Source organism: Marinactinospora endophytica, assembly GCF_054780875.1.
In genome coordinates this window covers 112,357-135,048 of the sequence record NZ_BAAGVM010000014.1, presented here as the reverse complement: position 1 = coordinate 135,048, position 22,692 = coordinate 112,357, and the positions used below count along the sequence as shown (strand labels likewise).

Sequence of the window (22,692 nt, the reverse complement as noted above, 5' to 3'; positions counted from 1 at the left end):
CTTTCGTGCTCTCGGGGTCGCCGTCCTGCCGTTGGCCATGCTCTCAGCAGCGGGCGCGCCGAGCAGGGATTTCCCTGGTATGGCAGGGGTGGCGTCGCGTCGGCTCCCCGAAGGCCGGGGCCGCGGTCGGGGCGCTCCGCCGGGCTCGGCGCGGACCGGGGCCGGCCGGCGTCCAGCCCCGGCGCGCGTGGACAAGCGCGGAAGGAGCCGCGGGAGGGGCTTCAGGGCCCCGACCGGAAAGCGGCAGGCAAAATCCATCCAACTTCTCCGCCGTGGATCCCCGCCCCTTTAAAGGCTTGACGAACTTCGCCGGTGCCTGGTTGCCGCCCGCCGCGGACCGGATACAGGCTACGTGACGGCCGGCGGTCTACGTCGGAAAAAGCATCGGATGGCGAGAATATCGACTTCGATCCGGAGGCGACGATGAATGGACCCGAGAATATGCTGCCGAACGAAACATCGAATGGGCTGGAGAACGCGGCCGAAGAAGGGGACGGCCGGTCGGTCGTCCCCGGTGGGTCGGGCGCGCGGACGGTGACCGCCGTCCGTGGACGGCTCGTGTGGTTCTGTGACGATCCCTTCCTCGTCGGTACCGGCGCGGCCATGCGGCACGAGAAGGACGGCCTGCTGATCTGCGTGGACGGCCGAATCGCTTACTCGGGTCCCTATCAGGATGGAATCGGCCGCGTTCCCGAAGGCGTGAAAGTCGTCGACTATCGTCACTGCGTCATCACTCCGGGATTCGTCGACTCCCATGTCCACTACACCCAGGTGGGAATGGTCGCCTCCTGCGGCGAGAAGCTGATCAACTGGCTGGACAAGTTCGTCTACCCGGAGGAAATGAAGTACTCGGATAAGAAATACGCCGAAGAGGGCGCGGAACTGTTCTGCAAGGAGCTGTTGCGAAACGGCACCACCACGGCGCTCGTCTTCACCTCGACGTACCCGCATTCCGTCGACGTCCTGTTCGACAGGGCCGCGAAATACGGCATGCGCATCGCGGCCGGCAAGGTCCTGATGGACCGGAACGCGCCGGAGGCGCTGCTCGATCGCAGCGTCGAGGAGGCGATGGAGCAGACGAGGGGGTTGATCGACAAGTGGCACAACAAGGCGGGGACGCGCAACGTCTACGCCGTCATGCCCCGTTTTCCGCTCGCCTGCACGCGCGACATGCTCACGGAGGCGGGCAGGCTGTGGGAGGAGTACCCGTCCGTGCTCATGCACTCCCACATCGCGGAGAACGCCGACGAGGTCTTCGAGGGACGCAAGCTCTTTCCCGAGTGCCGGACCTATCTCGACGTCCTCGACGACCACGGGCTCCTCAGAGCGGGCACGGTCCTGGCCCACGGAGTGCACCTGACCCTGGGCGAGCTGGACACCTGTCATCGGACCGGGGCGGCGATCGCCCACTGCCCCACCTCCAACCTCTTCCTCGGCAGCGGCCTGTTCCGGCTGCGTGACGCCACCACGCCGAGCAGGCCGGTCACCGTGGGCCTGGCCACCGACGTCGGGGGCGGCACCAGCCTGTCGATGCTGACCACCATGAACGAGGCGTACAAGGTCGGGGCGCTGGACGGCAACCCGATCGACGCGGTCCGGCTCTTCTACCTGGCCACGCTCGGCAGCGCCAGGGCGATGCGGATGGACCACCAGATCGGGTCGCTGCAACGGGGCCACGAGGCCGACTTCGTGGTGCTCGACCCGCGGGCCACCCCGCTCCTGGAGAAACGCACCCGTACCGGCGACGGCTCCATCGAAGACGTGCTGTTCGCCCTGGCGCTCCTGGGCGACGCGGAGGCGGTGGAGGCCACCTATGTCGCCGGCCGCCGCGTCCACCAGCGCGGGAGGAAGGAGGAGAAGGCGACCTGGTCGGACTTCCCCTTCGCCTGGAGCCGCTACGACTGGAAGTCCGGCTCCTGGATCCCCGACCAGGTCGTCGCCACCACGCGGGGGTGGCGGCTTCCCGCGATCGACGCCTTCGCCGGCGGGCTGCACTGCGTCTACAACGATCCGACCGACCTGTTGCACTGGACGGTGTTCACGAAGAAGGACGACCGGCCGGGCACGTGGAGCAAACCGGAGAGCCTGGGGGTGCGCTCCCACGCCAGTGTCGCGCTCGCCCCCTACCATGACCTGCTCTACTGCTTCTACTCCAGGGACGGAAAGATCTGCTGGAAGTCCCGGGACGATCAGATGGCCAAGCCGTGGGGGCCGGAGCGGGAGATCCCCGGACTGTCCTCGCAGCAGCCGCCGGCGGTGACCGCCTACAACGACGACCTCCACGTACTGGCCGTCGACGGCGAACGGCGCATGCACTGGAACACCTACCACTCCAGCACCGGCGCCTGGAGCGGGTGGGAACCGTGGAAGGACGGCAACGGCGACATCGTGAAGGGAGGCTGGCCGAGCATCGCCGCCTACGCGGGACGGCTCTACGTCGTCTACTCCCCGGGCGCGGACGCCGACGTGCGATGGACGGCCCGCGATCCCGGAGGCGAGTGGTGGCGGCACCGGGACCTGGAGGGGACCGCCGGGACCGGCCAGCCGAGGATCGCCCATTACAACGGGCTCCTCTACGCGATCGGCTCCTGGTGGGAGTCGGGTAAGTACCAGGAGATCTGGTGGGCGCAGCAGGGGGTGGACGTTCCGGAGTGGACCACCCCGCGGTCGATCACGCAGATCCGCACCGGATCGTTCTCGGGAAACGGGTTGACCGCCTACCACGGCCAGCTCTACACCGCCTACTTCACGGGGTGAGGTTCGCCCGGCGTGGCGCGCGCGGGCGGGACGGACGTTCGGCCTGGGGTGGGGTGAGCGGCGTGGGCCGGGCTTCACCCCTCGGCCCCGTCGGGTCCGCGGCCACGGACCCCGGCCGGGATCGCCGGGACCCGCGCGCCCGGGGGCGTGGGGTCTCCTATTTCGGGGGTCTCCCCGCCGGCCCGGTCCCGCTCCGCGGGCTCCGCCCTTGTTCGGCGCGGGCCCGCCCCCGGCGCGGTGGAGCGGTGCCGTGCCGCGCTGCCGTGCCGGGCGCGGCGCCGTCCGCCCGGGTTCCCCGCCCTCTCCAGCGGGGCGCCCGGAGCGGAGGGCCGACCCGGCCCCGTGGTTCGGGTCAGGCGAGATAGTCCTCGTCGCGGACGTGCTCCAGCCAGGTGGTGGTCGCGGCGGGGTCGTCGGCGTTGTCGAGCATCGCCAGGTGTTCCATGAACGAGTCGGCGGAGGCGCCGTGCCAGTGCTCCTCGCCGGGCGGACAGTAGAGGGACTGGCCCGGGTGGACCTCGACCTTCGCACCGCCCCGTGACCGCACCCAGGCGACCCCCTGCGTGATGTGCAGGGTCTGCCCGCGGGCGTGGGAGTGCCACGCGGTCCGGGCGCCCGGCGCGAAGCGCACCTTGGCCACGACCATCCGCTGTCCGTCCTCGCGGGGAAACGCGATCGGGTCCAGCCAGACGTCGCCGGTGAACTGCTCGGGCGGGTTCTTGACGGTTGGGGCACGCGGATCGATCTGCACGGGCCTGCCTCCTCTCGCGGGCGGCCACCTCGGCCGCCCCTCTGTCCACGTTAGGCAGGTGTCCTCGCGGGAGGGAGGCCCTGACGTTCCCCCGCTGGGCGCCGCGCATCCTCGCGCCCGCGAGTCCGGACACGACCAGCCGGGAGGAGACGATGGCGCCGGGGAGCGCCGCGGACACCGTCCCGCGGGCTCCCGATCGGCGCGTGCTGTGCCCGGTTCCCGTGGCCTGCGCGGGGTGGCCGGACGGGACTGCTAGCATCTGAAAACGATTTCCATTTTCAAAACGTGTCAAGGGTGACGGGCGTCGCCGGGAACCCGCGCCATGGGCCGCGCGCAACGCCCTCGCGTTCCCCAGGCCACTCGCGGCCGTCGATCCCCGAAGGGCGGACGGTGCGGAGAAGGCGCCCACGCCGGCCCCTCCCAAGGCCCGCGGCCCCTCGGCGCCGTCCCCTATGAGCCCGCGTGGAAGGACCATCCCCATGAGCGCACCCACCGACCTGCCGGTGACCGTGCTGTCCGGCTTCCTCGGAGCAGGGAAGACGACCCTGCTCAACCACCTCCTGGGCAGCCTGGACGGGCTGCGGGTCGCGGTCATCGTCAACGACATGAGCGAGATCAACATCGACGCCGACCTGGTCCGGGGCGAGGGACACCTGACCCGGACCGACGAACGCCTGGTGGAGATGACCAACGGCTGCATCTGCTGCACCCTGCGCGACGACCTGCTGGAGGAGGTGGCCCTGCTCGCCCGGCAGGGCCGCTTCGACCACCTCCTCATCGAGTCCAGCGGAATCTCGGAACCGATGCCGGTCGCCGCCACCTTCGCCGTTCCCGGCCCCGACGGGCGTCCGCTGCTGGAGGGGGCCAGGCTCGACACCATGGTGTCGGTGGTCGACGCCGCGAACTTCCTGACCGAGCTCGACAAGGGGGACGATCTCGTCGAGCGCGGACTGGACGCCTACGAGGACGACGAACGCACCGTCAGCGACCTGCTCGTGGACCAGGTGGAGTTCGCCGACGTCCTGCTCATCACCAAGACCGACCTGGTCGCCCCGGAGGAGGCCGACCGGGTGGAGGCCGCCGTACGGCGCCTCAACCCGCTCGCCCGGGTCCTGCGCGTCTCCCACGGCCGGGTCGACCCCGCCGAACTGATCGGCGCGAACCGGTTCGACCTCGAACGCGCCTCCCGGGCGCCGGGCTGGGTGGCCGAACTCAACGGCGACCACGTGCCGGAGACGGAGGAGTACGGCATCTCCAGCCTGGTCTTCCGCGCCGACCGCCCCTTCCACCCCCAGCGGCTCTGGGAGTTCGTCTCGACCGGCCTTGAGGGCGAGCAGTACGGGACCGTCCTGCGGATCAAGGGCTTCTTCTGGTTGGCGACCCGGGCGCGGACGACGGGGCTGTGGTCCCAGGCCGGGCCGGTGGCCCGGTTCGAGCCGGCCGGCGTGTGGGATCCCGCCGACGGCCTCGCCGCGGGCTACCCGCCCGAGGACCTGGTGGACGCGGAGCCGGTGCGACCCCGGCAGGAGCTGGTGCTCATCGGCACCTCCCTGCGGCACGGCCCCCTGGAGGAGGCCCTGCGCTCCTGCCTGCTCACCGACGCCGAGCTCGCCCTTACCTGGGAGACGTTCGAGGATCCCTTCCCCGAGTGGGACCTCCATGGCCCGCACGCCCACCACGCTCACGGGTGAGCCGGGCAGGCGCGAGAGGTCCCCGGAGCCGGCCGCCTTCCGTGGCGTGCCGGCAACGGGGACACGGGGCGCGTCCGCGCCGGGCGCGCCCCGTCAGCGCGGCGTGGGGAGCGGGCCGGTGGCGGGAGCGGGGGAGTCCCCGAAGACCGCCGGCCCGCAGGGAAACGCCCGTGCCTCACCCGCGCGCCTGAAGCGGAACCCCGACACCGCCCGGTCCCGGCCCGGCCACCTCGGCGCGCCCGCAGGGGCCGGCGCGGGCCTGTGCCGCACCGGTGGCGGGACGGCGAACGTCCCAGCGACGCGCCCCCGCGGCGTCAGGCACCCCCCGTCCGGCCGGCGGGGACGACACCGGTGACGCCGGTGATGTCGGTGACGTCGACCAGGCGGTCGAGGCGCGCGAGGGTCTGCGCGCGGTGGGAGGCGACGAGGACGGTGCCGGGGAACCCGGCGATGACGTCGCAGATCGCCTGCTCGGTGGCGGGGTCGAGGCTGGCGGTGACCTCGTCGACAAGGAGGATGCGCGGCCGGCGGACGAGGGCCCGGGCCAGGCAGAGCCGCGCCCGCTGCCCGCCGGAGAGACGCACACCGCCCTCGCCCAGCTCGTCGTCGAGGCCGATCCAGGCGGCGGCGCCCACGCGCTCGAGCACGGCGGTCAGGTCGGCGTCGGAGCGGGGCGCGCAGCCGCGCAGCAGGTTGTCGCGGACGGTGCCGTGGAAGAGCACGGCCTCCTGGTCGACCAGGGCGACGGCGTCGCGTAGCGCGGCGTCGTCGAGCTCGGCGACGGGAATGCCCGTGCCGTCCGGCGTGACGAGCTCGATGGTGCCCGCCAAGGGGTCCCACAGGCGTGCCGCGAGCGCGATGACGGTGCTCTTGCCTGAACCGGAGGGGCCGACCAGCCCGACGTGCTCGCCGGGGGCGAGTTCGACGGACCAGGACGTGAGCGTCGGCCGCCGGCCCTCGTAGGCGAAGGACACGTCGCGAAAGCGCAGACCGAGCGGGCCGGTGGGCAGCGGCCGTGGCCGCTCGGGAACGGAGACGACCGGGGCGCGGCCGATGCCGGTCGCGACGCGCTCGGCGCCGGCGACCAGTGGATGCAGCCGGGTGAGGGTGGCGGTGGCGTCGGAGATCGCGGCGACGCCGGCGAGGGCCAGCGCGACCAGGGCGGGCAGCTCCGCGGGCGACAGCCGCGCCTGGGCGCCCTCGGCGAGCACGCCGGCGGCGGAGGAGCTGACGGCGATGATGCCGATGACCACGGCGGTGATGACGAGCTCGCGGATGGCGGTGACCAGCTGCGACAGCAGTTCATGGCGGCGCGCGATCGCGGCGGCGCGCGCGGTGGCGGCGTCGGTCTCGGCGATGATCCGGGGGGCCAGGCCGTAGGCGAGCACTTCGCGCAGGGCGCCGAGCGCGTCGACGATGCGCGTGGACAGGGCCGAACGCTCCCGCTGCTCCTGCTCACCCAGCCGTCTGGCCGCGCGCGCCCGGTACAGCGCGCTGCTCGCCACGACGAGACCGCCGACGAGCACGACGAGCCCGGCCTCGGGCAGCAGGACGGAGGCGCTGACCAGGGAGGCGAGGAACAGGGTGAGCGAGGCGCCGAGCTGGGCGACCGTGTGGGCGTAGAAGAACTCGAGCTTTTCGATGTCGTCCATCGCGACGGTGGCCGCGTAACCGGAGTGCTCGCGGCGCCGGCCGGGGACGCTGCGCGCGTAGGCGTCGAACAACGCCATCCGCAGCCGGGCCAGCACGCGGTAGGCCAGGGCGTGCGAGACGTCCATCTCCCGCCAGGTCAAGACCGCGCGCACCAGCACGAGCCCGATGACGAGGACCCACCACAGGGGACCGGGCGGCGTCCGTTCGACGACGGCGTGGCCGACCGCCCACGCCGTGAGGACGGTGAGGCCGGCCAGGCTCAGCGCGCTCGCGGTGCCGATGAGGTAGCTCCACAGCATCCCGCGCCATTCGGGGCGCAAGACGGGCAGCAGTTCGCGGAAGGCGCGAAGCGCGGAGAAGACGTTCACGGGGCGCTCCTGTCCAGGTGCCCGGAGTCGAGGCGCAGCACGTGCGCGACCTCGGTAAGGGTCTCGGGTCGGTGGCTGATCATGATGACGACGCGGTCGCGGGCAACGCGGTGCAGCGTCTCGATGACGTTGGCGGCGCGGCCGGCGTCCAACGCGCTCGTCGGCTCGTCGACGAGGAGGACCGGGCGGCGGGCGAGCAGCGCGCGGGCCAGGGCGAGGCGCTGGCGCTGCCCACCCGACAGGCTGGTACCGGCCTCGGTGACCTCGGTGTCGAAACCGTTGGGGAAGCCCCGGATCTCGTCGAGGATTCCGGCGGCGTGGCAGGCCGCGACGAGCTCGGCCTCCGTCGCGGGGCCGGTGACGGCGAGATTGTCGCGGATGGTCCCGGCGAAGAGCACCGGGCGCTGGGAGACCACCGCGATGTCGGAGGGCCGTAGCGGCCGGCCGTCGAGCTCGATGCGCCCGGAGTGCGGGGTGAGGAAGCCGAGGAGGAGGTCGAAGAGGGTGGACTTTCCCGCCCCGGAGGCTCCGACGATCGCGCTGAGGGAGCCGCGCCGGGCGGTCAGGTCGAGGTCGCGCAGGACGTCGTCGGGGGCACCCGGGTAGCGGAAGCCCAGCCCGGTCACGCGCAGCTCCTCCGCCCGCCGCTCCGTGGGAGCCCGGTCGCCTTCGACGGCGGAGGCCGCGTGGCCGGGGGCGGTGGCGCGCTGTTCCGCGAACGCCCCGAGCCGGTCGAGGCCGGGGACCGCGGTGAGCCCGAGGAACCCGGCGTGCCAGTGCCGCGAGAGGTCGCGGACGGGCCGGAAGGCCTCGGAGGCGAGCAGGAGGATCAGGTAGACCTCGATGGAGGGGGCCTGCCCGGCGACGGCGTGGGCGATGGCGGCGGCGGAGGCGGCGACCACTCCCGCCTGGACGGCGAGGTCGGTGACGGCCGTCTCGGCCAGGGAGACGCGCATCACCCGTTCGGTGGCCCGGCGCAACGCCTCCGAGCGGGCGTCCAGCCGGCCGCGGGTGCCGGGCACGTCGCCGAGCGTACGCAGGGTGGCCATGCCCCGCAGGGATTCGAGCAGGTCGGCGCTGAGCGCCTCGTAGCTATCCCAGTGGTCGAGTCCGCGCCGGGCCGCCATCCGCTTCCACGCCATCGGCCCCAGCAGGGCGAGCACGACCCCGGCGGCGACGCACAGCCCCGCCGATGGCGAGAGCGCGAGCAGACCGGCCACGACGATCGGGCAGGTGAGGAGCAGCTGCGCGACGGCGGGGAGGTACTTCGAGACGTAGGCGTCGATGCCGTCGACACCGTCCCCGAGACTGGCGCGCATCGAACCGTCCCGGGCCGCCGTGTCGTGCAGCCGTTCGGACACCAGCGCGGCGCGCATCGCGCGGCGGCGGACCGCCTGCCTGACCCGGCCCCCCAGGCGGGCCGCGGCCGATGCCTGGGCCAGGCAGAGCACCAGCCGCAGCAGCGCGATGCCGACGATCAGCGCCAGCGCGACGAGCACGTCGTGGGCCTGTCCGCGCAGTACCGCCGACATCGACCAGGCGATCGCCACGGCCTGGGCGAGGTGGGTGAGCGAGACGAGCGTCAACAGGGTGACGCTCCATGCCAGGGTCGCGGGGAAGCGTGCCGCCTCCCGCCACAACTGGGGGACGATCATCGTGGGTCCGGTTTCTTGTCGAGGTCGGGTCCGCCGGGAAGCATCGCCAGGGCGTGCACGGTCCACCGGCCGTCCGCCGCGACGAATCCCGACACCGGGCGGCAGCGCCACTCCCGGGACAGGGCGCCCGCGTAGCACAGGCCGGCCGCGGCCCGGTGGGCCCGCCACATGACGTCGGCGATCTCGGCCGCGGGTGCCTCGGTCGCGACGGACCACGTCTCCAGCCGCCGGGCTCCGAGCACCCAGGTCTGTCCGCAGGCTCTGGCGACCTCCACGGCGTGCGGGTCGGGTGCGCGCGCCGCCCCCTCGAACTCGCCGATCGCGGGAGAGCGCCTGGCGGCCAGGGCGTCGCGGCGCTCGGGGAGGACCGTCCACGAGCCGGGCAGCTCGACGGCGGCCAGCGGGATCTCCGGGACGAGTCCGCGCGCGAGCCACCGTTCGTGCTCGGCCGCGCGCGCGACGCCGAGCAGCTCGCGCAGCCACGGTCCGGGGCCCAGCCGTACCGAGGTGGGCGCCGGCGCGCCCAGGAACTCCACGGCGGCCAGGGCGTAGGCGGTGTCCGCGATCCACAGCGGCCAGGCCCGGTGGCGGTACCGGCCGAAGCTGCGGCCCGGCTGCACGGTCAAGACCAGGTGGGTCCCTGCCACGTCGCTGTTCGCGCCGAAGGCGTCCCAGCCCGCCTCCCGCTCCCACGCCTCGTCGCGTCGAAGAAGCGCGCCGTCCTCCAGGTCGTAGACGTAGCGCCCCGCCGCCAGGGCGCCGCCGGTGCCGACGACCAGGTGGGTGTGCACCGGATAGGCCGCCCCCGCGGAGGGCACCGGCCGCTCGCGGATGCGGGTCGGCGTCCCGTCGGCCCGGCGGTGGTAGCCCCGGCCGCGCCACAGGGCGTCGAGCAGGCCGCGTTCGCGTTCGGGGACCGCCACCGGCACGGCTCCGGCCCGCCGCCAGGGGTTGGCGCGCGGCCCGGGCGGGCACGGCGGCCCCGGAATCTCGGGTCCGAACGCGCGCGCCAGCTCGGGAGGCAGGCGCGGGGAGGCGTCCGGCCGGCGCGTCGCGCCGTGCGCGGGAAGAGGCGGCGGGGTGGTACGGGGCATGGGGGGCGGCCTCACATGTGCGGGGGCGGGACGAGGGTGACATCGTCCGGACCCCCGTCCCAGGAGGTGCGCCACCCGCGTTCGATGGCCGCGTGCTCGAAACGGGGCATGCCGAGGTAGGCGAAGGCGGCGGGGGCGTTGGGGACCAGCCCGGTGACGAAGCTGCGCACCACGCGCAGCGGGGTGCGGCCGACATCGCTCGTCGTCAGGTCGCGGGTCAGGACGCGGTGGCCGCGGGCGGCCAGCCGCCGGTAGACCTCGTCCATCGACACGGCCGGGATCGCGCTGATCGGCCGGACCCCCAGGGCCGGCGCCGTGAACCGCCGGGCCTCCCCGTGGACCCGGGGGTCGAGCCAGACCTGGACGTGGGCGCCCAGGTCGATGACGTTCTCGCAGTGGGCGCCGGCGGCGTCGAGGTAGGAGGCGTCGGCGCGAAAGTCGAGGTAGAGGCCACGGGCCATCAGACCGTGTTCGACGGCGCGGAAGACCCAGCCGTCGGCGGTGGTGCAGCCCTGGGTGTAGACCCAGGTGTGGACGGCTTCGAGCACGGCCTTGCGGGCGGCCCGGACCGGATCGAGCGAGGCGGAGAACCCCGCGGCGTACAGTCCGCGCTCCTCGTCGCGCACGAGCGCCGCCACGGCGGGGGCGAACTCCGAGGGCATGGCCACCAGGGACACGTCCAGGGAGCCGCCGCGCAGGTCCTCGGCCAGACCGGGGACGCTGGCGGGGTCGATGCCGAAGGTGGGGCCGTCCAGGTGCCACCACAGTTCGAGCGCGTCGCGTTCGACGATCTCCAGGACCCCGCGGTCCCGCGCGTCGTCGAACCCCTGCCCGGTGGCGATCCCGGCGTAGTTCAGGTGGTGGACACGCGGCAGGTGCCGGAAGCGCGACTGCCTCCAGTTGAGGTAGATCAGCGAGGCGGGCATCCAGACCTCGGCACCGTCGTGGTCGCCGCAGCGCGCCCACAGCGTGGGCGTGGTCTCGGTGAGGCGCTGGTAGGGGAAACCGGCGCGGTCGTACTGCCACGGGGCGAACACCGGCAGGTCGCCCAGGTCGATCGGGCGCAGGCCCGCGGCCAGCAGTTCCGCGTGGGAGCCGACGCGCAGTTCGCCGTCGGGGAGGTCGGCGGGAAGCCAGTTCCCGCAGTAGCGCTCGATCCCCTCGGCGATCGCGGCGATCCTGGCCTGCTCGACGTCACCGAAGGAGGTGCCCAGCGAGACGCGGTCGGCGGGCCACTCGCCGAGTCGGCGCGCGTCGCAGACGGCGGCGGTCAACCCCAGGTAGGAGGGGGGCGCGCCGGTGGGGTGCGGCACGGCCCGCACCGACCGGATGATCCCGCACTCGGGATCGACCAGCGCCTCCACGGGCAGGCGGCGATCGGCCGGCCGGGTGTCCGTGTCGGTGTGGGCGGCCGGCCGGTGGCGCCGCTCGGCGTCGAGGAGGGTCAAGGTGAGCTCCTTTCGTGGCGCCAGGCCCCTGACGCGGGATCAAAGGTCGATCGGGTGCGGGGCTCGGCGGTGGCCGCGAGGACCCGGGTCCACGCCGCCGGGGTGCCGGGCAGCCCGTGCGCCGCCAGCCAGGGGTCGATGACGTGGGTCAGTCCGCCGGCGGCCCTGACGCGGGTCCGCAGGGCCTCGTCGGTGACGCCGCCGACGAGGTGGTGTCCCCACGGGCCGCTGGCGAAGTGGTTCGAAGCTCCCCAGGCCCGCGCGAGACGCCGGGCGTCGTCGTGGAAGAAGTCGTCATCGCCGCTGATCACCAGCAGCGGCGCGGCGAGGTGGCCGTAGCGTGCCGCCAGGTCGACGCGCTCGGCACTCCACAGCCGCCGCCAACCGGTCAACGCCGGCGGCGCCCAGCCCCAGCCTTCGGCGGCCTCGACAACGCCCTGGGCGCGGGCCTGCGCGGTGCGCCGGTCGAGTTCGGCCACGGGCAGCGGGGGCAGGGAGCGGCGCAGGCGCCCGTGCTCGTGCCACCACCCGATCCGGTGCCGGATCTGCGGGGCGCCCGCGGCGTCCCACGCGGTCTCGGCCAGCCCGAGCGCGGGGACGAGGACGATGATCGCCGCGACCTGGGGCGTGCCGTCGCGCGCCGCGGCGCGGGCGGCCTCCAAGGCGGTGTGGGCGGCGTAGGAGGCGCCGAAGAGGACCAGGGGCAGCCCCGGATACTCCGCGGCCAGCCGGGCGAGCGCCCGCCCGCCGTCGTCCTCCTCGTGCGTGTAGGGGGACCAGGTGCCCGCTGACCGGTACCGGCCGCGCACGTCCTGGACGAGGCAGTGGTAGCCACGCGCGTTCCACGAGCGCGCCGTCGAGGCGTGCCGCTCGGCGTCGTAGGGGGTGCGGATCACCACGAGGCCCTTGGGGCGCGCGCACTCCCACACGAGCCCGCGCAGGACGGTGCCGTCGCGCGCCGGGCAGAGGTGTTCGCGTCCCTCCTGCGCGGTCACGGCCGCCGGCCCGCCTCGCGGTCGATGGGGTGGGGCGCGTCGTAGGCCAGGACCGGGTGCTCGCTGATCGTGCCGGTCGCGGGGACCAGCTTCCACAACGTGGTGCGGTACCCCTCCAGCGCGGCCGTCCCCTGGGCCCAGGCGAGGGCCACGGTGAGCACGCGGCCGGTCAGCAGCGTGCGCGCCGCGGGCGAGGGCGCCGTGGTGGTTCCGGCCGCCCGCTGCCAGGCGTCGAACTCGCGGGGGGTGGGGCTGGCCGCCAGGCGCCGCCGGTACACCTGCTCGGCTCCGGGGTCGTCCTCGGTGAGGCAGATCGGGTCGACGAAGCAGTTCTCGCCCTCGCGGTAGGCGCGCAGCCAGGCGACGCCGTGGCCGGGCAGCGCGTCGAGCCGCTCCCAGCCGACCCGCTCGGCGGGGGAGTCCGCGTAGGCGATCACCAGGTCCCAGCCGCCGGTGTCCCGCCTGTCGGGGTCGGTCGCCTCCGCGGCGTCGCGTCCGCCGCCGACCGCGCCGTCCAGCGCGCGGAGCAGGGCCGCGCCGTCGGCGTGGCGGGTGACGGCCACGTTCCACTCGGCCAGCGCCTCGGCGAGGGCGTCGACGAGCGGGCCCGTTCCGACCAGACCGACCCTGCCCCGCGGGCGCGGCCAGCGACGCCGGGCGTCGTCGTCCTCGCGCGCGGCCATCTCCGTCCGCAGCTTCTCGGCGTAGGCGGAGGTCCTCTCATCCCCCTCCGACGCGCCGGCCAGGACCTCCGGCAGACCGGGCGGTGGGGAGTGCAGGCGCAGAAAGCGCCCCGAGGAGGTGCGGACGATCCCGGTGTCCTCACCGTCGACGAGCACGTGCGCGCCGGTTCCCGGTACACGGGCGATGGAAGGTGGTGGGGTCATGGCCGGCCTCTCGAACGGGCCCGGTCGGGCGGCGCGAGGCCGCCCGACCGGGTGTCGGTTCTCACTGACCACGTCGTGGACGACGGTGGTTAGTCGAAGGGGTTCTCGACGAGGGCGTTGGAGTGCGAAGCCGACAGGTGCGCCAGCTGCTCGGGCTCCTCGATCTCGGTAACGATCTGGGTGTCCATCTGGTCGTCCATGGCGGACTCCTCTCGCAAGGAAGGACGTGCCGGTCGTCAGGTACCGACACGTGTTCGTGGGGGACGAACGTCCCTTACCCTAGTTGAAAACGGTTATCAGTCCCAATAGTTTTGCTTCATGACTTTGCGGGAACTCTTCGTGGCCGACTACCGCGCGGGCCGCACCTACGCCGTCGAGGACGGCGCCGTGCGCGCGCTGGGCGGCGCGGTCCTGGCCGAGCACGCCGGGGTCCTCTCCCTGCCCGGCCGTGGAGAGGGACCCGCCGAACTGGCCTTCGTCGACGACCGCTCCGGCGCCCTCGTCGTCTCCGGCCCCCGCGGTGAGCGGCGCATCCCCGTGGCCATCCCCGGAGAACACCTCGCCTGCGACGCCTCGGGCCGCTACGTGGTGGTGACGACCGGACTGGGCGCGAACGCGGCGGCCTGGAGCGACGTCGTCACCCTCGTCGATCTGGACCGGGGCGAGTCCGTGCGGTTTCGCGCCCGGGTCGGCGAGCCCGGGGCGATGATCGTCCCCGACCAGGCCGACGGGGAACCGGTGATCGTGCTGCGCCACCGAGAACCCGGGGCCATCGAGGCGTTCCCGCTCTCCCGCTGCCTCGACGTCGCCCCCCACGTGCCCCGGATCGTCGGCGCCGCTATCGACGACATCGCCGATGACGGCCACGGCGATGTCGTCGACCAGCGCACCGGCATCGCGGCGACCGCGACCGGCAGGGGACTGGAACGCTTCGTCGTGGACGGCGGCGTGCCGCGCATGCTCGGCGTCGTCGCCTGGCCGGTCCCCGGACGCGCCTACTACCTGCGCCTCGACCAGGCCGCCGGCCACGCCGTGGGCGTGGTCCGGGGCGGCCCGGCCTCCCCGACGGCGTGGACCGAGTGGACGAACCACCTGGTCGACATCGACCTGACCACCGGGCGGACACGCTGCCTTCGACTGCCAGGAGGGCTCGCCTTCCGGTTCGCGCTCGGCGGCACGAGCGCCGCCGTCGCCACGATCCATCCCGACGGGGACGAGCTGACCGTCGTCGAACGCGCCGGGCCGCGGCTGAGCGTCTCGCAGCGGACACCGCTTCCCGCGATGTCGCGCCCACCGGCCCCGGGCCGGCTGCCCTGGGACCCGGTCGGCGACTCGCCGGCACAGCGGCGGGCCGTGGCCGTCGATCCGACCGGCACGACGGTCGCGGTGACCCGAGGGGGCGACGGCCAGCTGCACCTGCTGCGCGACGGCCGGCTGCACACCGTCACCATGCCCAGCCCGCTCGACGAGGGCGGGCACCTGTACTGGCACGGCGGCCACATCGACCCTGTCGGCCGGTGAAAACGGTGACCGACCTCCCCCCTCCCACCATCCCCGCCATCGACGCCGCGCTCACGACGTGGGAACGGCACGGGCGCCCGGGCCTGCCGCACAACGGGTTCGCGCTCAGCCGGCCCGCGGGGCGCCCACGGCAGGGGATCTACCGCGTGGACACCGGCGCGTTGGTGATCGAGCCCGAGGGGCACATCCTGCGCATGGCCCCCTCGCCGGACGGCCGCCGCATCTGCGTCCAACTGGCCGAACGCGCGGACGAGGACGCCGCCCTGGGACTGGTCGACGTCGCCACGGGCGCGCTGCGGCTCTACCCGGACATCCGCTGCCGCTACGACCCCATGCTCTGGCACGACGACTCCACCACCGTCGAGCTGGTCGCCGGCCGCTCCCACGGCGTCGTCGGCCTCGACGCGGACACCGGACGCTGGTCGGCCACGGCCGCGCCGCCGGGCATCCGGCTCAGGCTCTTCCCGGGAGGCGCGCGCGGGCTGTTCGCCGAAAGCCGCCCGGGCCGGCCCACCCGCCTGGTCGACCGCGCCACCGGGACCGAACTCGCCACGTTCGCCGCCATCGCCCGGGTGCTGTCCGTCGGGGATGACGTCGCCGTGGACGACGGAACCCGCCTGCACGTCCTCGACCCGCGCGACGGCACCCGGAGATGGCACTGGGGGGATCCGGCCCTGCGGATCACCTCGGCGGCCGCCCTCGACGAGGACCTCATGGTCGTCGGCGTGCGCGCCGGGCGCAGCGTCATCGTGCGGCTCGCCCACGGCGCGGTCACGGCCGAACGGGAGGTCGCCTACCAGGGCGGCCCGGCGGTCGCGACCGGGGTGAGCGCCGACGCCGGCCGGTTCCACGTCCTCGTCGAAGGCCCGGTGCTGCCCCCGCGGGTCGTGCCCGCCGACGAGCTGCTGTCCGATCGACCCGCCAGAGTCCGCCGGGCGGCCCCGGCGCGCACCGAACGGCACGCCGTGACCGCCGACGACGGCACGCGCATACCGGTCGTGGTCACCTCCCCGAGGAACGCCGACGGCCCCACGCCGTTGATCCTGACCTGCTACGGCGGCTTCGGCGTGCCGAGCCTGCCGGTGTTCGAGCCCACCGTGCCGGCCTGGATCGAGCACGGCGGACGCTACGCCATCGCGCAGGTCCGGGGCGGCGGCGAGCACGGCAGCGCGTGGCGGCGGGCCGGATACGGCCCGCGCAAGGCGCGCGGTATCGACGACCTGGCCGCCGTCGCGCGCGGCCTGGCCGAGGCCGGTCTCACCCGGCCCGACCTGCTCGTCCTGGCCGGCGCCTCCCACGGCGGGGTGCTGGCGGCCAGCTGCGCGCTGGGGACCCCGGGGCTGTGCGCCGGTGTCGTCAGCACCGCGGCGCCACTCGACCTGCTCAACCTCGACGCCCACCCGCTCGGGCGACAGTGGGCCGGCGAGTTCGGCGCCTCGGACACCCCCGAGGGGGTCGAGCGCCTGCGCCGGATCTCACCGCTGTACCGTGCCGAGACGCTGGCCCCCGGCACCACGCCTCCCCGCTTCCTCGGCATCGTGCTGGCGGAGGACTCCCGGGTGGCCGCCGACGACACCCTGGCGGTCGCCGAGGCGCTGCGCCGCGCCGGCGGTGACGCCACGGTGTGGCGCGCACCGCGCACGGGGCACGGCGGCAACCACCTCGACAGCCTGCACCGCTTCGGGGCGGCCGTGCTCGGCTTCGCCGCCACCACCACCGGATCGCCACGGACCACCCCATCGACACCGTGAGAGAGCACCCGAAACAGATGGCACAGACAACCAACGGAGACGCGCGTTGACCTCCCTCGAACGCCTTCCACCCGATGCGCGCCCGGGGGCATCGGCCTCCGCCGACCCTCCGGCCGCCCCCGCGGGCTCCCCTCGGCGGCGTGGCGCGCTCGCCGTCCGGATCCTCGTTCCGACCCTGACGCTCGTGCTGCTGACGGTGCTGCTGCTGTCGACGAGCATCGGCACGATCGCGGTGTCCCCGGCGGACGCCCTGCGCATCGTCATCGGCCATCTCGTGCCCGGGATGCCCTGGATGTCGGACGGTTCGCTGACCACGGTGCAGGACAACGCCGTCTGGCAGTTCCGGCTGCCCCGCGCGCTCCTGGCCGCGACCACCGGCGCCGCGCTCGCGCTGGCCGGCGCGCTGATGCAGGCCGTGGTCCACAACTCCCTGGCCGAGCCCTACATCCTCGGCGTCTCCGCCGGCGCCGGCGTCGGCGCGGTGTCCTTCATCGTCCTGGGCGTCGGGGTCAGCACCCTCGGGGTGGGGACCTCGGCCTTCCTGGGCGCGCTCGTGGCCACCGCCGCCGTGTACGTCCTGGCCCGCAAGAACGGCCGTATCGCACCGCAACGGCTCATCCTCGCGGGCGTCGCCCTGGGCTCCCTGTTCAGCGCCGTGACCAGCTACCTGACCATCACCACCGACGCCCAGAACGTCTTCAGCATCATGTTCTTCCTGCTGGGCTCGGTCTCCGCCGCCACGATGGGACACCTCGCCCTGCCGGTGGCGGCGCTGCTCGCCGTCGGGCTCTACGCCGCGTTCCGCGCGCGGGCGCTCAACGCCCTTCTCGTCGGCGACGACGCCGCGGCGTCGCTGGGCGTCAACGTCGACCGGCTGCGCAGCGGCACCCTCGTCGCCGCGGCCCTGCTGACCGGGTCGGTCGTCGCGGTCTCCGGCGGCATCGGCTTCGTCGGGCTGGTCCTCCCCCACATCGCGCGCATCGTCGTCGGTTCCGATCACCGCAGGATGCTCCCGGTCGCCCTCCTCGGCGGAGCGGCGTTCCTCGCCACCTGCGATCTGCTCGCCCGGACCCTGGCCGCCCCCGCGGAGATCCCGTTGGGCGTGCTCACCGCGCTGGTCGGAGCGCCGTTCTTCCTGTGGTTGTTGCGGCGCGACCGCGCCGAGAGCGTGGGGGTGGGTCGATGAGGGTGGACATCGAGAACATCGGCGCCCACCGCGGTGGGCGCCCCGTCATCACCGACGTGAGCGTCTCGGTGCCCTCGGGCACCGTGCTCGGGCTGCTCGGCCCCAACGGGAGCGGCAAGTCCACGCTGTTGCGTGTCGTGTCGGGCCTCGCGGCACCCTCGGCCGGGCGCGTGCGCTTCGGCGGCACCGACATCGCCACCCTGAACCGCAGGAAGCTGGCCCAGCACGTGGCGGTGATGGCGCAGGAGCACAGCGAGGAGTTCGAGATCCCCGTCCTCGACATGGTCCTGCTCGGACGTATCCCGCACGGCCGCGGCTACGGCCGCGACTCCGACCGCGACATCGCCGTCGCGCGGCAGGCGCTCGCCCGGGTCGGGGCCGCGCACCTGGTCGACCGCTCCTTCTCCGCGCTGTCAGGGGGCGAGCGCCAGCGCGTGCTTTTTGCCCGCGCGCTCGCCCAGGACACCCCCGTACTCGTCCTGGACGAGCCCACGAACCATCTCGACATCGCCCACCAGCTCGAACTCCTCGACCTGGTCAAGGCCACCGACCGCACCGTCCTGATCGCCCTGCACGACCTGAACCTGGCCGCGCGCTCCTGCGACGCCATCGGCGTCTTGGCCGAGGGCCGCCTGCTCTCCCACGGCACACCCGACGAGGTCTTGCACACCGACCTGATCCGCTCGGTCTTCGGCGTCGAGTCGACCGCTGTCGCCCATCCGCGTTCCGGACGGCAGCACTTCCTCTTCGACGCCCGCAGCCCGTCGAGGTCGGACAGTCACGACCCCGCTGACCAGTCCATCCCGACCCAGGAAGAAATCACCGCCCCATGACACGCACCGAGACCCGGGCCGTGCCCCGGCACCGTGCCCGCCCCCGCAACCTCCCGACCGTGTTCGCCGCGCTCGCGGTGATGCCGCTGGCCCTGACCGCCTGCGGCACCGGTGTCACCGACGCCCCGGCGGACACCAACGCCTCCGGATCGGCCGTGACGATCACGAACTGCGGCCGGGAGCTGTCCTTCGACACCGCCCCCACCAGCGTCGTCGGCATGATGCCCTCGCAGACCGAGCTGCTCATCCGGCTCGGCGTCGGGGACTCCATCGTCGGTCAGGCCCAGACCGAGGTCTCGGCGTTGCCGGACGACGTCGCCGACCAGGCCGCCGACATCCCGGTGCTCAGCACCGACGTCCCACCGGCGCGCGAGGACCTCCTCGCCGCGGCCCCCGACCTGGTCGTCTCCCCCACCGAGTACGAGTTCACCGCGGAACAGGGCTTCGCCAGCATCGACCAGCTGGAGCAGAACGGCGCCAAGGCATATGTCGCGACCGGTGGTTGCGCCGACCGCCGCAACAGCGCGGAGGTCACCGACCTCCTGACGGACATCACCAACCTCGGCGCGATCCTGCGGGTCCCCGACGCCGCCGACCAGCTCGTCCAGGACGCCGAGGAACGACTGTCCGCGGTCGAGAGCGCCATCGGCGACTCGCCGCGCCCCTCCGTCGCGCAGGTCTTCCTGGAGGGCGAATCGCTGTCGGCCATCGGCGCCGGCATCGAGGCGGACATCATCGACACCGCCGGCGGCGCCAACGTCTTCGACCCCGACGCCCCCGAGTTCGCCGAGTTCTTCGCCGCCCAGATCAACCCCGAGGAGATCGTCAGCCGCAACCCCGACGCCATCGTGTTCGGCGTGCGAGGACCCGAGGAGGAGCAGCAGACCCGCGACTACCTCCGCCGCACCTTCCCCGATGTTCCCGCGGTGAAGGACGACCTCCTCATCGCCGTCCCCTCGAGCGACCTGTTCCCCGGCACCCTGGGCAACATCGACGCGGTGGAGACGATCGCCCACGCCCTCCACCCGGACGCGTTCTGAGCCGAGGGCCCTCACGGGTCCGGCCCATGCCCGACGTCACGGGCGGGGCGGGCCGTGCCCACTGTCCGTGAACGTTCACGGCCACAAGGGCACGGCCCGCCCCACGGCCCCCGCGTGGCCCCTCTCGTCCGTCAGGCCGGGAGGGGCCACGGCGGGGCGTCCGAACAGCGGGTGGCTCAGCGGGTGCCGGTCAGGCCGCCGGTGACGGCGACGATCTCGCCGACGGTGTAGCTGGAGTCGGCGTCGGAGGCCAGGTAGACGTAGACCGGCGCGATCTCCTCCGGCTGGGCCACGCGCCCCAGCGGTCCCTGGCTGCCGAGGTGGGCCAGGCCCTCCTCGGGCATGTTCTGGTCGGCGACGTTGAGCACCGTCCAGGTCGGCCCCGGGGCGACGACGTTGGCGCGGACGCCGTCCTTGGCCAGGTGCGAGGCGATCGACTTGGTGAAGTTGACCAGGGCGGCCTTGGCCGCCGCGTAGTCGATCATGGTGTCGCCGCCCTTGAGCGCCTCCTCCGAGGCGGTCGCGATGATCGCGTCTCCGGCCTTCAGGTGGGGGCGGGCCGCCTGCACGAGGTGGAAACAGGCGTACAGGTTCACCTTGAAGGACCGGTCCCAGTCCTCGAAGGACAACTGGGACAGGTCCGTCTGGCTGTTCAGGTGGGCCGCGTTGTTCACCAGGATGTTCAACCCGCCCAGCTCCCGCACGGTCCGCTCGACGGCCTCCCGACAGAACGAGACCTCGTGCAGGTCGCCGGGGAGCAGCAGGCACCTGCGGCCCTCGGCCTCCACCGCGCGCCGGGTCTCCTCCGCATCGGGCTGCTCCTCGGGCAGGTACACGATGGCGACGTCGGCGCCCTCGCGGGCGTACAGCACCGCCACCGCGCGGCCGATCCCCGAGTCCCCGCCGGTGATCAGCGCGACCTTGCCGCGGAGCTTGTCCGCCGCCCGGTAGCGCTCGGCCCGGTAGCGGGGTCTGGGCTCCATGTCGCCCTCGTGCCCGGGATGCCGCTGACGCTGTTGGGGATAGGGCGGTCTCGGTTGCGCGACCACCTGGGGGGCGCCACCACGGGAACCGTCGTCGTCCTGCATGCCCGAGAACCTCCTGACGCCGGCGATGACGAGGCCGGCTTCCTCGTACCACCTGAGGCCAGGTGCCCAGGCGGGCCCCGGGGAAACAGGGCGGGGAGGATCGGCGCGGGCGCGTGCGACGGGCCGCCGCCGTCCCAGGGCGATCCGGTGCCACCGGCCGTCCGGGGTGGGAGCCCCGCGCGGGGGAGGGAGAGGCCGCCACGGGGGCGGTGCGGGCGCGGCGTTTCCCTCCTGGAGCGGCCGGCCCCTTCGTCCCTCCCGACGGGGGTGTCAGGGGGTCAGTTCCTCCAGGTGGCCGCCGCGCCATTCGGCCAGCAGGACGGTGGCGTCGTCGTTGAGCCTGCCGGCGTGGTGGTCGAGCACGGCGTGGACCAGGCGGCGCAGGGACTCGTGCAGGGTGAATCGGCCGGAGTGGTGGCGCATGACGAAATCGGTGAAGCGCGCCAGACCGAACTCGACGCCCTTCGCATCGCGGGCCTCGGTGATGCCGTCGGTGTAGAGCACCAGGCGGTCGCCGGGCTGGAGTTGCTCGTGGCAGACGGTGATCGGCAGCCCCAGGTCGGTTCCCATGGGCCCGGCCGGGGGACAGGACAGCTGTCGGGACCACCGGTTCGCGCGGATGAGCAGGGGTGGATGGTGGCCGCGGTTGACCCAGCCGAGCCGGCCGGTCTCCAGGTTCAGGTCGGCCAGGATCCCGGTGGCGTAGCGGCTGGAGCCGAACTGCTCGACGAGTTCCCGTTCCACCATCTGGCTGGCCTGTGTGAGGGACAGACCCTGATGGCGGGCGTTGCGGCAGGCGGCGACCGCCAGGTTGGCGGTTTGCCCGGCCGTCGTGTCGTGGCCCATGGCGTCGAAGACGCTCAGGAAGAGGGTGGTGCCGGTCACGGCGTAGTCGAAGGCGTCGCCGCCGGCCGCGTAGGCCGGCTCGGTGACGGCGCCGACGATGACGTCGTGGCCGGCGAAGGCCGGCGGCGGGGTGAGGGTCTGCTGCATCTCGGCGGCCACGTTCATCGGCGCGGTACGCACCAGACGGGCGTAGGAGTCGCTGAAGGACCGCTTGCTCAGCAGCAGCAGCGCCAACATCGAGGCGAAGCCCCGCAGCGCCTCGTGGGTCGCCGCGTCGTCGCCGGCGACGTCCGCCCGCAGCGCGCCCAACCGCTCCACCCCGTCGGTGATCGGCGCCCACCACCGCTGTAGGCCGTGCTCGCCGGTCCTGTCCGATTCGGGGATGAGGTCCACCCGTTGGTAGGCCAGACCCGGCAGTGTGCCGTCGACCGTGAATTCCAGTCCTCCCTCGCCGGCGTCGGACCCCCGTCCGGTCACCTGGCGCAGCACCCTCTCCTGGAGGTCCACCACGAAGAAGACGGTGTGGTGCAGGCCCACGGCGTCAGCGGACTCGGCCACCATCGCGGGCAGCTCCTCCAACGTCGTGGTGTGGCTGGCCAGCATCAGGTCGACGAGGGCCTTTCTCACTCGCGCGGAGTCGATCACGCTGCGATCCCCCTTCCGGTACCGGAAGCGTGACGGCCTGCCCCCTGCGGGCGCTGCGCGATCGGCCCGGTCCGGCGGCGGTGCGCCTCACCCCTACCCCGCGTCTCCCGCCGGTCACACGGGTGGCGGCGGAGAAAGCAGCCCCCACCCGTCGGCGCGGTCGCGGCTCGGCCCGGCCGTTCCCCGAGGGGGAGTCGGCGGGGCGCGGGGACGGCGTTTCGGTCCGTGCCCCTCGACCGTGCGGACCGGGGAGCCGTCGGCGAGGGCCGTGAACTCCACGGCGCTGCCCGCCGGGCCGAGTGGGACCATGGTCCACCGCTGACCGGACGTCCTCCCAAGCCCGGTACCGGACCGCTATGACCGCCGGCCGGATTGTGGGGCCGCCGGAAGCGGCCCTGCGGCCCGTCGGTGTCAGCCCGTCGCGCAGTAGGAGCGCGCCGCGTCGAACAGCCGGCCGTCGGGTGTGTCGGGCGGGTGTGGAAG

At 73.7% G+C, this 22,692-nt stretch carries 17 protein-coding genes; 7 read left to right on the top strand and 10 right to left on the bottom strand.

The window, feature by feature from the left end; all coding sequences use genetic code 11:
• The first annotated feature begins 441 nt into the window (after positions 1-441).
• The gene (guaD, locus tag ACYVHU_RS23075) at positions 442-2,757 is read left to right on the top strand and encodes a guanine deaminase (protein WP_498949492.1); all 2,316 of its coding nucleotides are present in this window, start codon (positions 442-444) and stop codon (positions 2,755-2,757) included.
• Positions 2,758-3,109: 352 nt separating this feature from the next.
• Here the strand turns inward: guaD and ACYVHU_RS23070 are convergent, their stop codons facing one another.
• The gene (locus ACYVHU_RS23070; protein ID WP_432940169.1) at positions 3,110-3,508 is read right to left on the bottom strand and encodes a (R)-mandelonitrile lyase; all 399 of its coding nucleotides are present in this window, start codon (positions 3,506-3,508) and stop codon (positions 3,110-3,112) included.
• 479 nt (positions 3,509-3,987) lie between these two features.
• Here ACYVHU_RS23070 and ACYVHU_RS23065 point away from each other — a divergent pair, with 479 nt between their 5' ends.
• On the top strand, positions 3,988-5,199 hold the full coding sequence (locus ACYVHU_RS23065) for a GTP-binding protein (protein ID WP_144390016.1): 1,212 nt from the start codon (positions 3,988-3,990) through the stop codon (positions 5,197-5,199).
• Positions 5,200-5,513: 314 nt separating this feature from the next.
• Here the strand turns inward: ACYVHU_RS23065 and ACYVHU_RS23060 are convergent, their stop codons facing one another.
• From ACYVHU_RS23060 to amiA, 7 genes are all read right to left on the bottom strand, one after another.
• Entirely contained in the window at positions 5,514-7,220 is a 1,707-nt protein-coding gene (locus tag ACYVHU_RS23060) for an ABC transporter ATP-binding protein (protein ID WP_078760895.1), read from the bottom strand.
• Positions 7,217-8,875 (bottom strand): ABC transporter ATP-binding protein/permease, encoded by a 1,659-nt coding sequence (locus tag ACYVHU_RS23055; protein ID WP_078760896.1) that lies wholly within the window; start codon positions 8,873-8,875, stop codon positions 7,217-7,219. Before ACYVHU_RS23055 ends, ACYVHU_RS23060 begins: the two co-directional genes overlap by 4 nt.
• A complete protein-coding gene (locus ACYVHU_RS23050) occupies positions 8,872-9,969 on the bottom strand; it encodes a nitroreductase family protein (protein WP_144390017.1) in 1,098 nt (365 codons plus the stop codon). The genes ACYVHU_RS23055 and ACYVHU_RS23050 overlap by 4 nt, the downstream gene beginning before the upstream one ends.
• 11 nt (positions 9,970-9,980) lie before the next feature.
• Complete coding sequence (locus ACYVHU_RS23045) at positions 9,981-11,417, bottom strand: YcaO-like family protein (RefSeq protein WP_200813557.1); 1,437 nt, start codon at positions 11,415-11,417, stop codon at positions 9,981-9,983.
• A complete protein-coding gene (locus ACYVHU_RS23040; RefSeq protein WP_078760899.1) occupies positions 11,414-12,412 on the bottom strand; it encodes a CocE/NonD family hydrolase in 999 nt (332 codons plus the stop codon). Before ACYVHU_RS23040 ends, ACYVHU_RS23045 begins: the two co-directional genes overlap by 4 nt.
• On the bottom strand, positions 12,409-13,299 hold the full coding sequence (locus ACYVHU_RS23035) for a hypothetical protein (protein WP_078760900.1): 891 nt from the start codon (positions 13,297-13,299) through the stop codon (positions 12,409-12,411). Before ACYVHU_RS23035 ends, ACYVHU_RS23040 begins: the two co-directional genes overlap by 4 nt.
• An 89-nt stretch (positions 13,300-13,388) precedes the next feature.
• A complete protein-coding gene (gene amiA, locus ACYVHU_RS23030) occupies positions 13,389-13,499 on the bottom strand; it encodes a streptamidine family RiPP (RefSeq protein WP_268805248.1) in 111 nt (36 codons plus the stop codon).
• Between the two features lie 118 nt (positions 13,500-13,617).
• Between amiA and ACYVHU_RS23025 the strand changes: the two genes are divergently transcribed.
• The 5 genes from ACYVHU_RS23025 (at position 13,618) to ACYVHU_RS23005 (ending at position 19,630) form a co-directional block, all read left to right on the top strand.
• A complete protein-coding gene (locus tag ACYVHU_RS23025; protein WP_498949489.1) occupies positions 13,618-14,820 on the top strand; it encodes a hypothetical protein in 1,203 nt (400 codons plus the stop codon).
• On the top strand, positions 14,817-16,571 hold the full coding sequence (locus ACYVHU_RS23020) for a prolyl oligopeptidase family serine peptidase (protein WP_498949488.1): 1,755 nt from the start codon (positions 14,817-14,819) through the stop codon (positions 16,569-16,571). Before ACYVHU_RS23025 ends, ACYVHU_RS23020 begins: the two co-directional genes overlap by 4 nt.
• Positions 16,572-16,731: 160 nt before the next feature.
• Positions 16,732-17,757: a FecCD family ABC transporter permease gene (locus ACYVHU_RS23015; RefSeq protein WP_078760981.1), complete on the top strand. Its 1,026-nt coding sequence runs from the start codon at positions 16,732-16,734 to the stop codon at positions 17,755-17,757.
• On the top strand, positions 17,754-18,590 hold the full coding sequence (locus ACYVHU_RS23010) for an ABC transporter ATP-binding protein (RefSeq protein WP_078760903.1): 837 nt from the start codon (positions 17,754-17,756) through the stop codon (positions 18,588-18,590). Before ACYVHU_RS23015 ends, ACYVHU_RS23010 begins: the two co-directional genes overlap by 4 nt.
• Entirely contained in the window at positions 18,587-19,630 is a 1,044-nt protein-coding gene (locus ACYVHU_RS23005) for an ABC transporter substrate-binding protein (RefSeq protein WP_078760904.1), read from the top strand. Before ACYVHU_RS23010 ends, ACYVHU_RS23005 begins: the two co-directional genes overlap by 4 nt.
• 176 nt (positions 19,631-19,806) lie before the next feature.
• Here ACYVHU_RS23005 and ACYVHU_RS23000 read toward each other — a convergent pair whose 3' ends face one another.
• Both ACYVHU_RS23000 and ACYVHU_RS22995 read right to left on the bottom strand, forming a co-directional pair.
• Positions 19,807-20,718: a Rossmann-fold NAD(P)-binding domain-containing protein gene (locus ACYVHU_RS23000; RefSeq protein WP_498949487.1), complete on the bottom strand. Its 912-nt coding sequence runs from the start codon at positions 20,716-20,718 to the stop codon at positions 19,807-19,809.
• 270 nt (positions 20,719-20,988) lie between these two features.
• Positions 20,989-22,209 carry a PP2C family protein-serine/threonine phosphatase gene (locus ACYVHU_RS22995; RefSeq protein WP_498949486.1) on the bottom strand — a complete coding sequence of 407 codons (1,221 nt, stop codon included), beginning with the start codon at positions 22,207-22,209 and terminating at the stop codon, positions 20,989-20,991.
• Between the last annotated feature and the right edge of the window lie 483 nt (positions 22,210-22,692).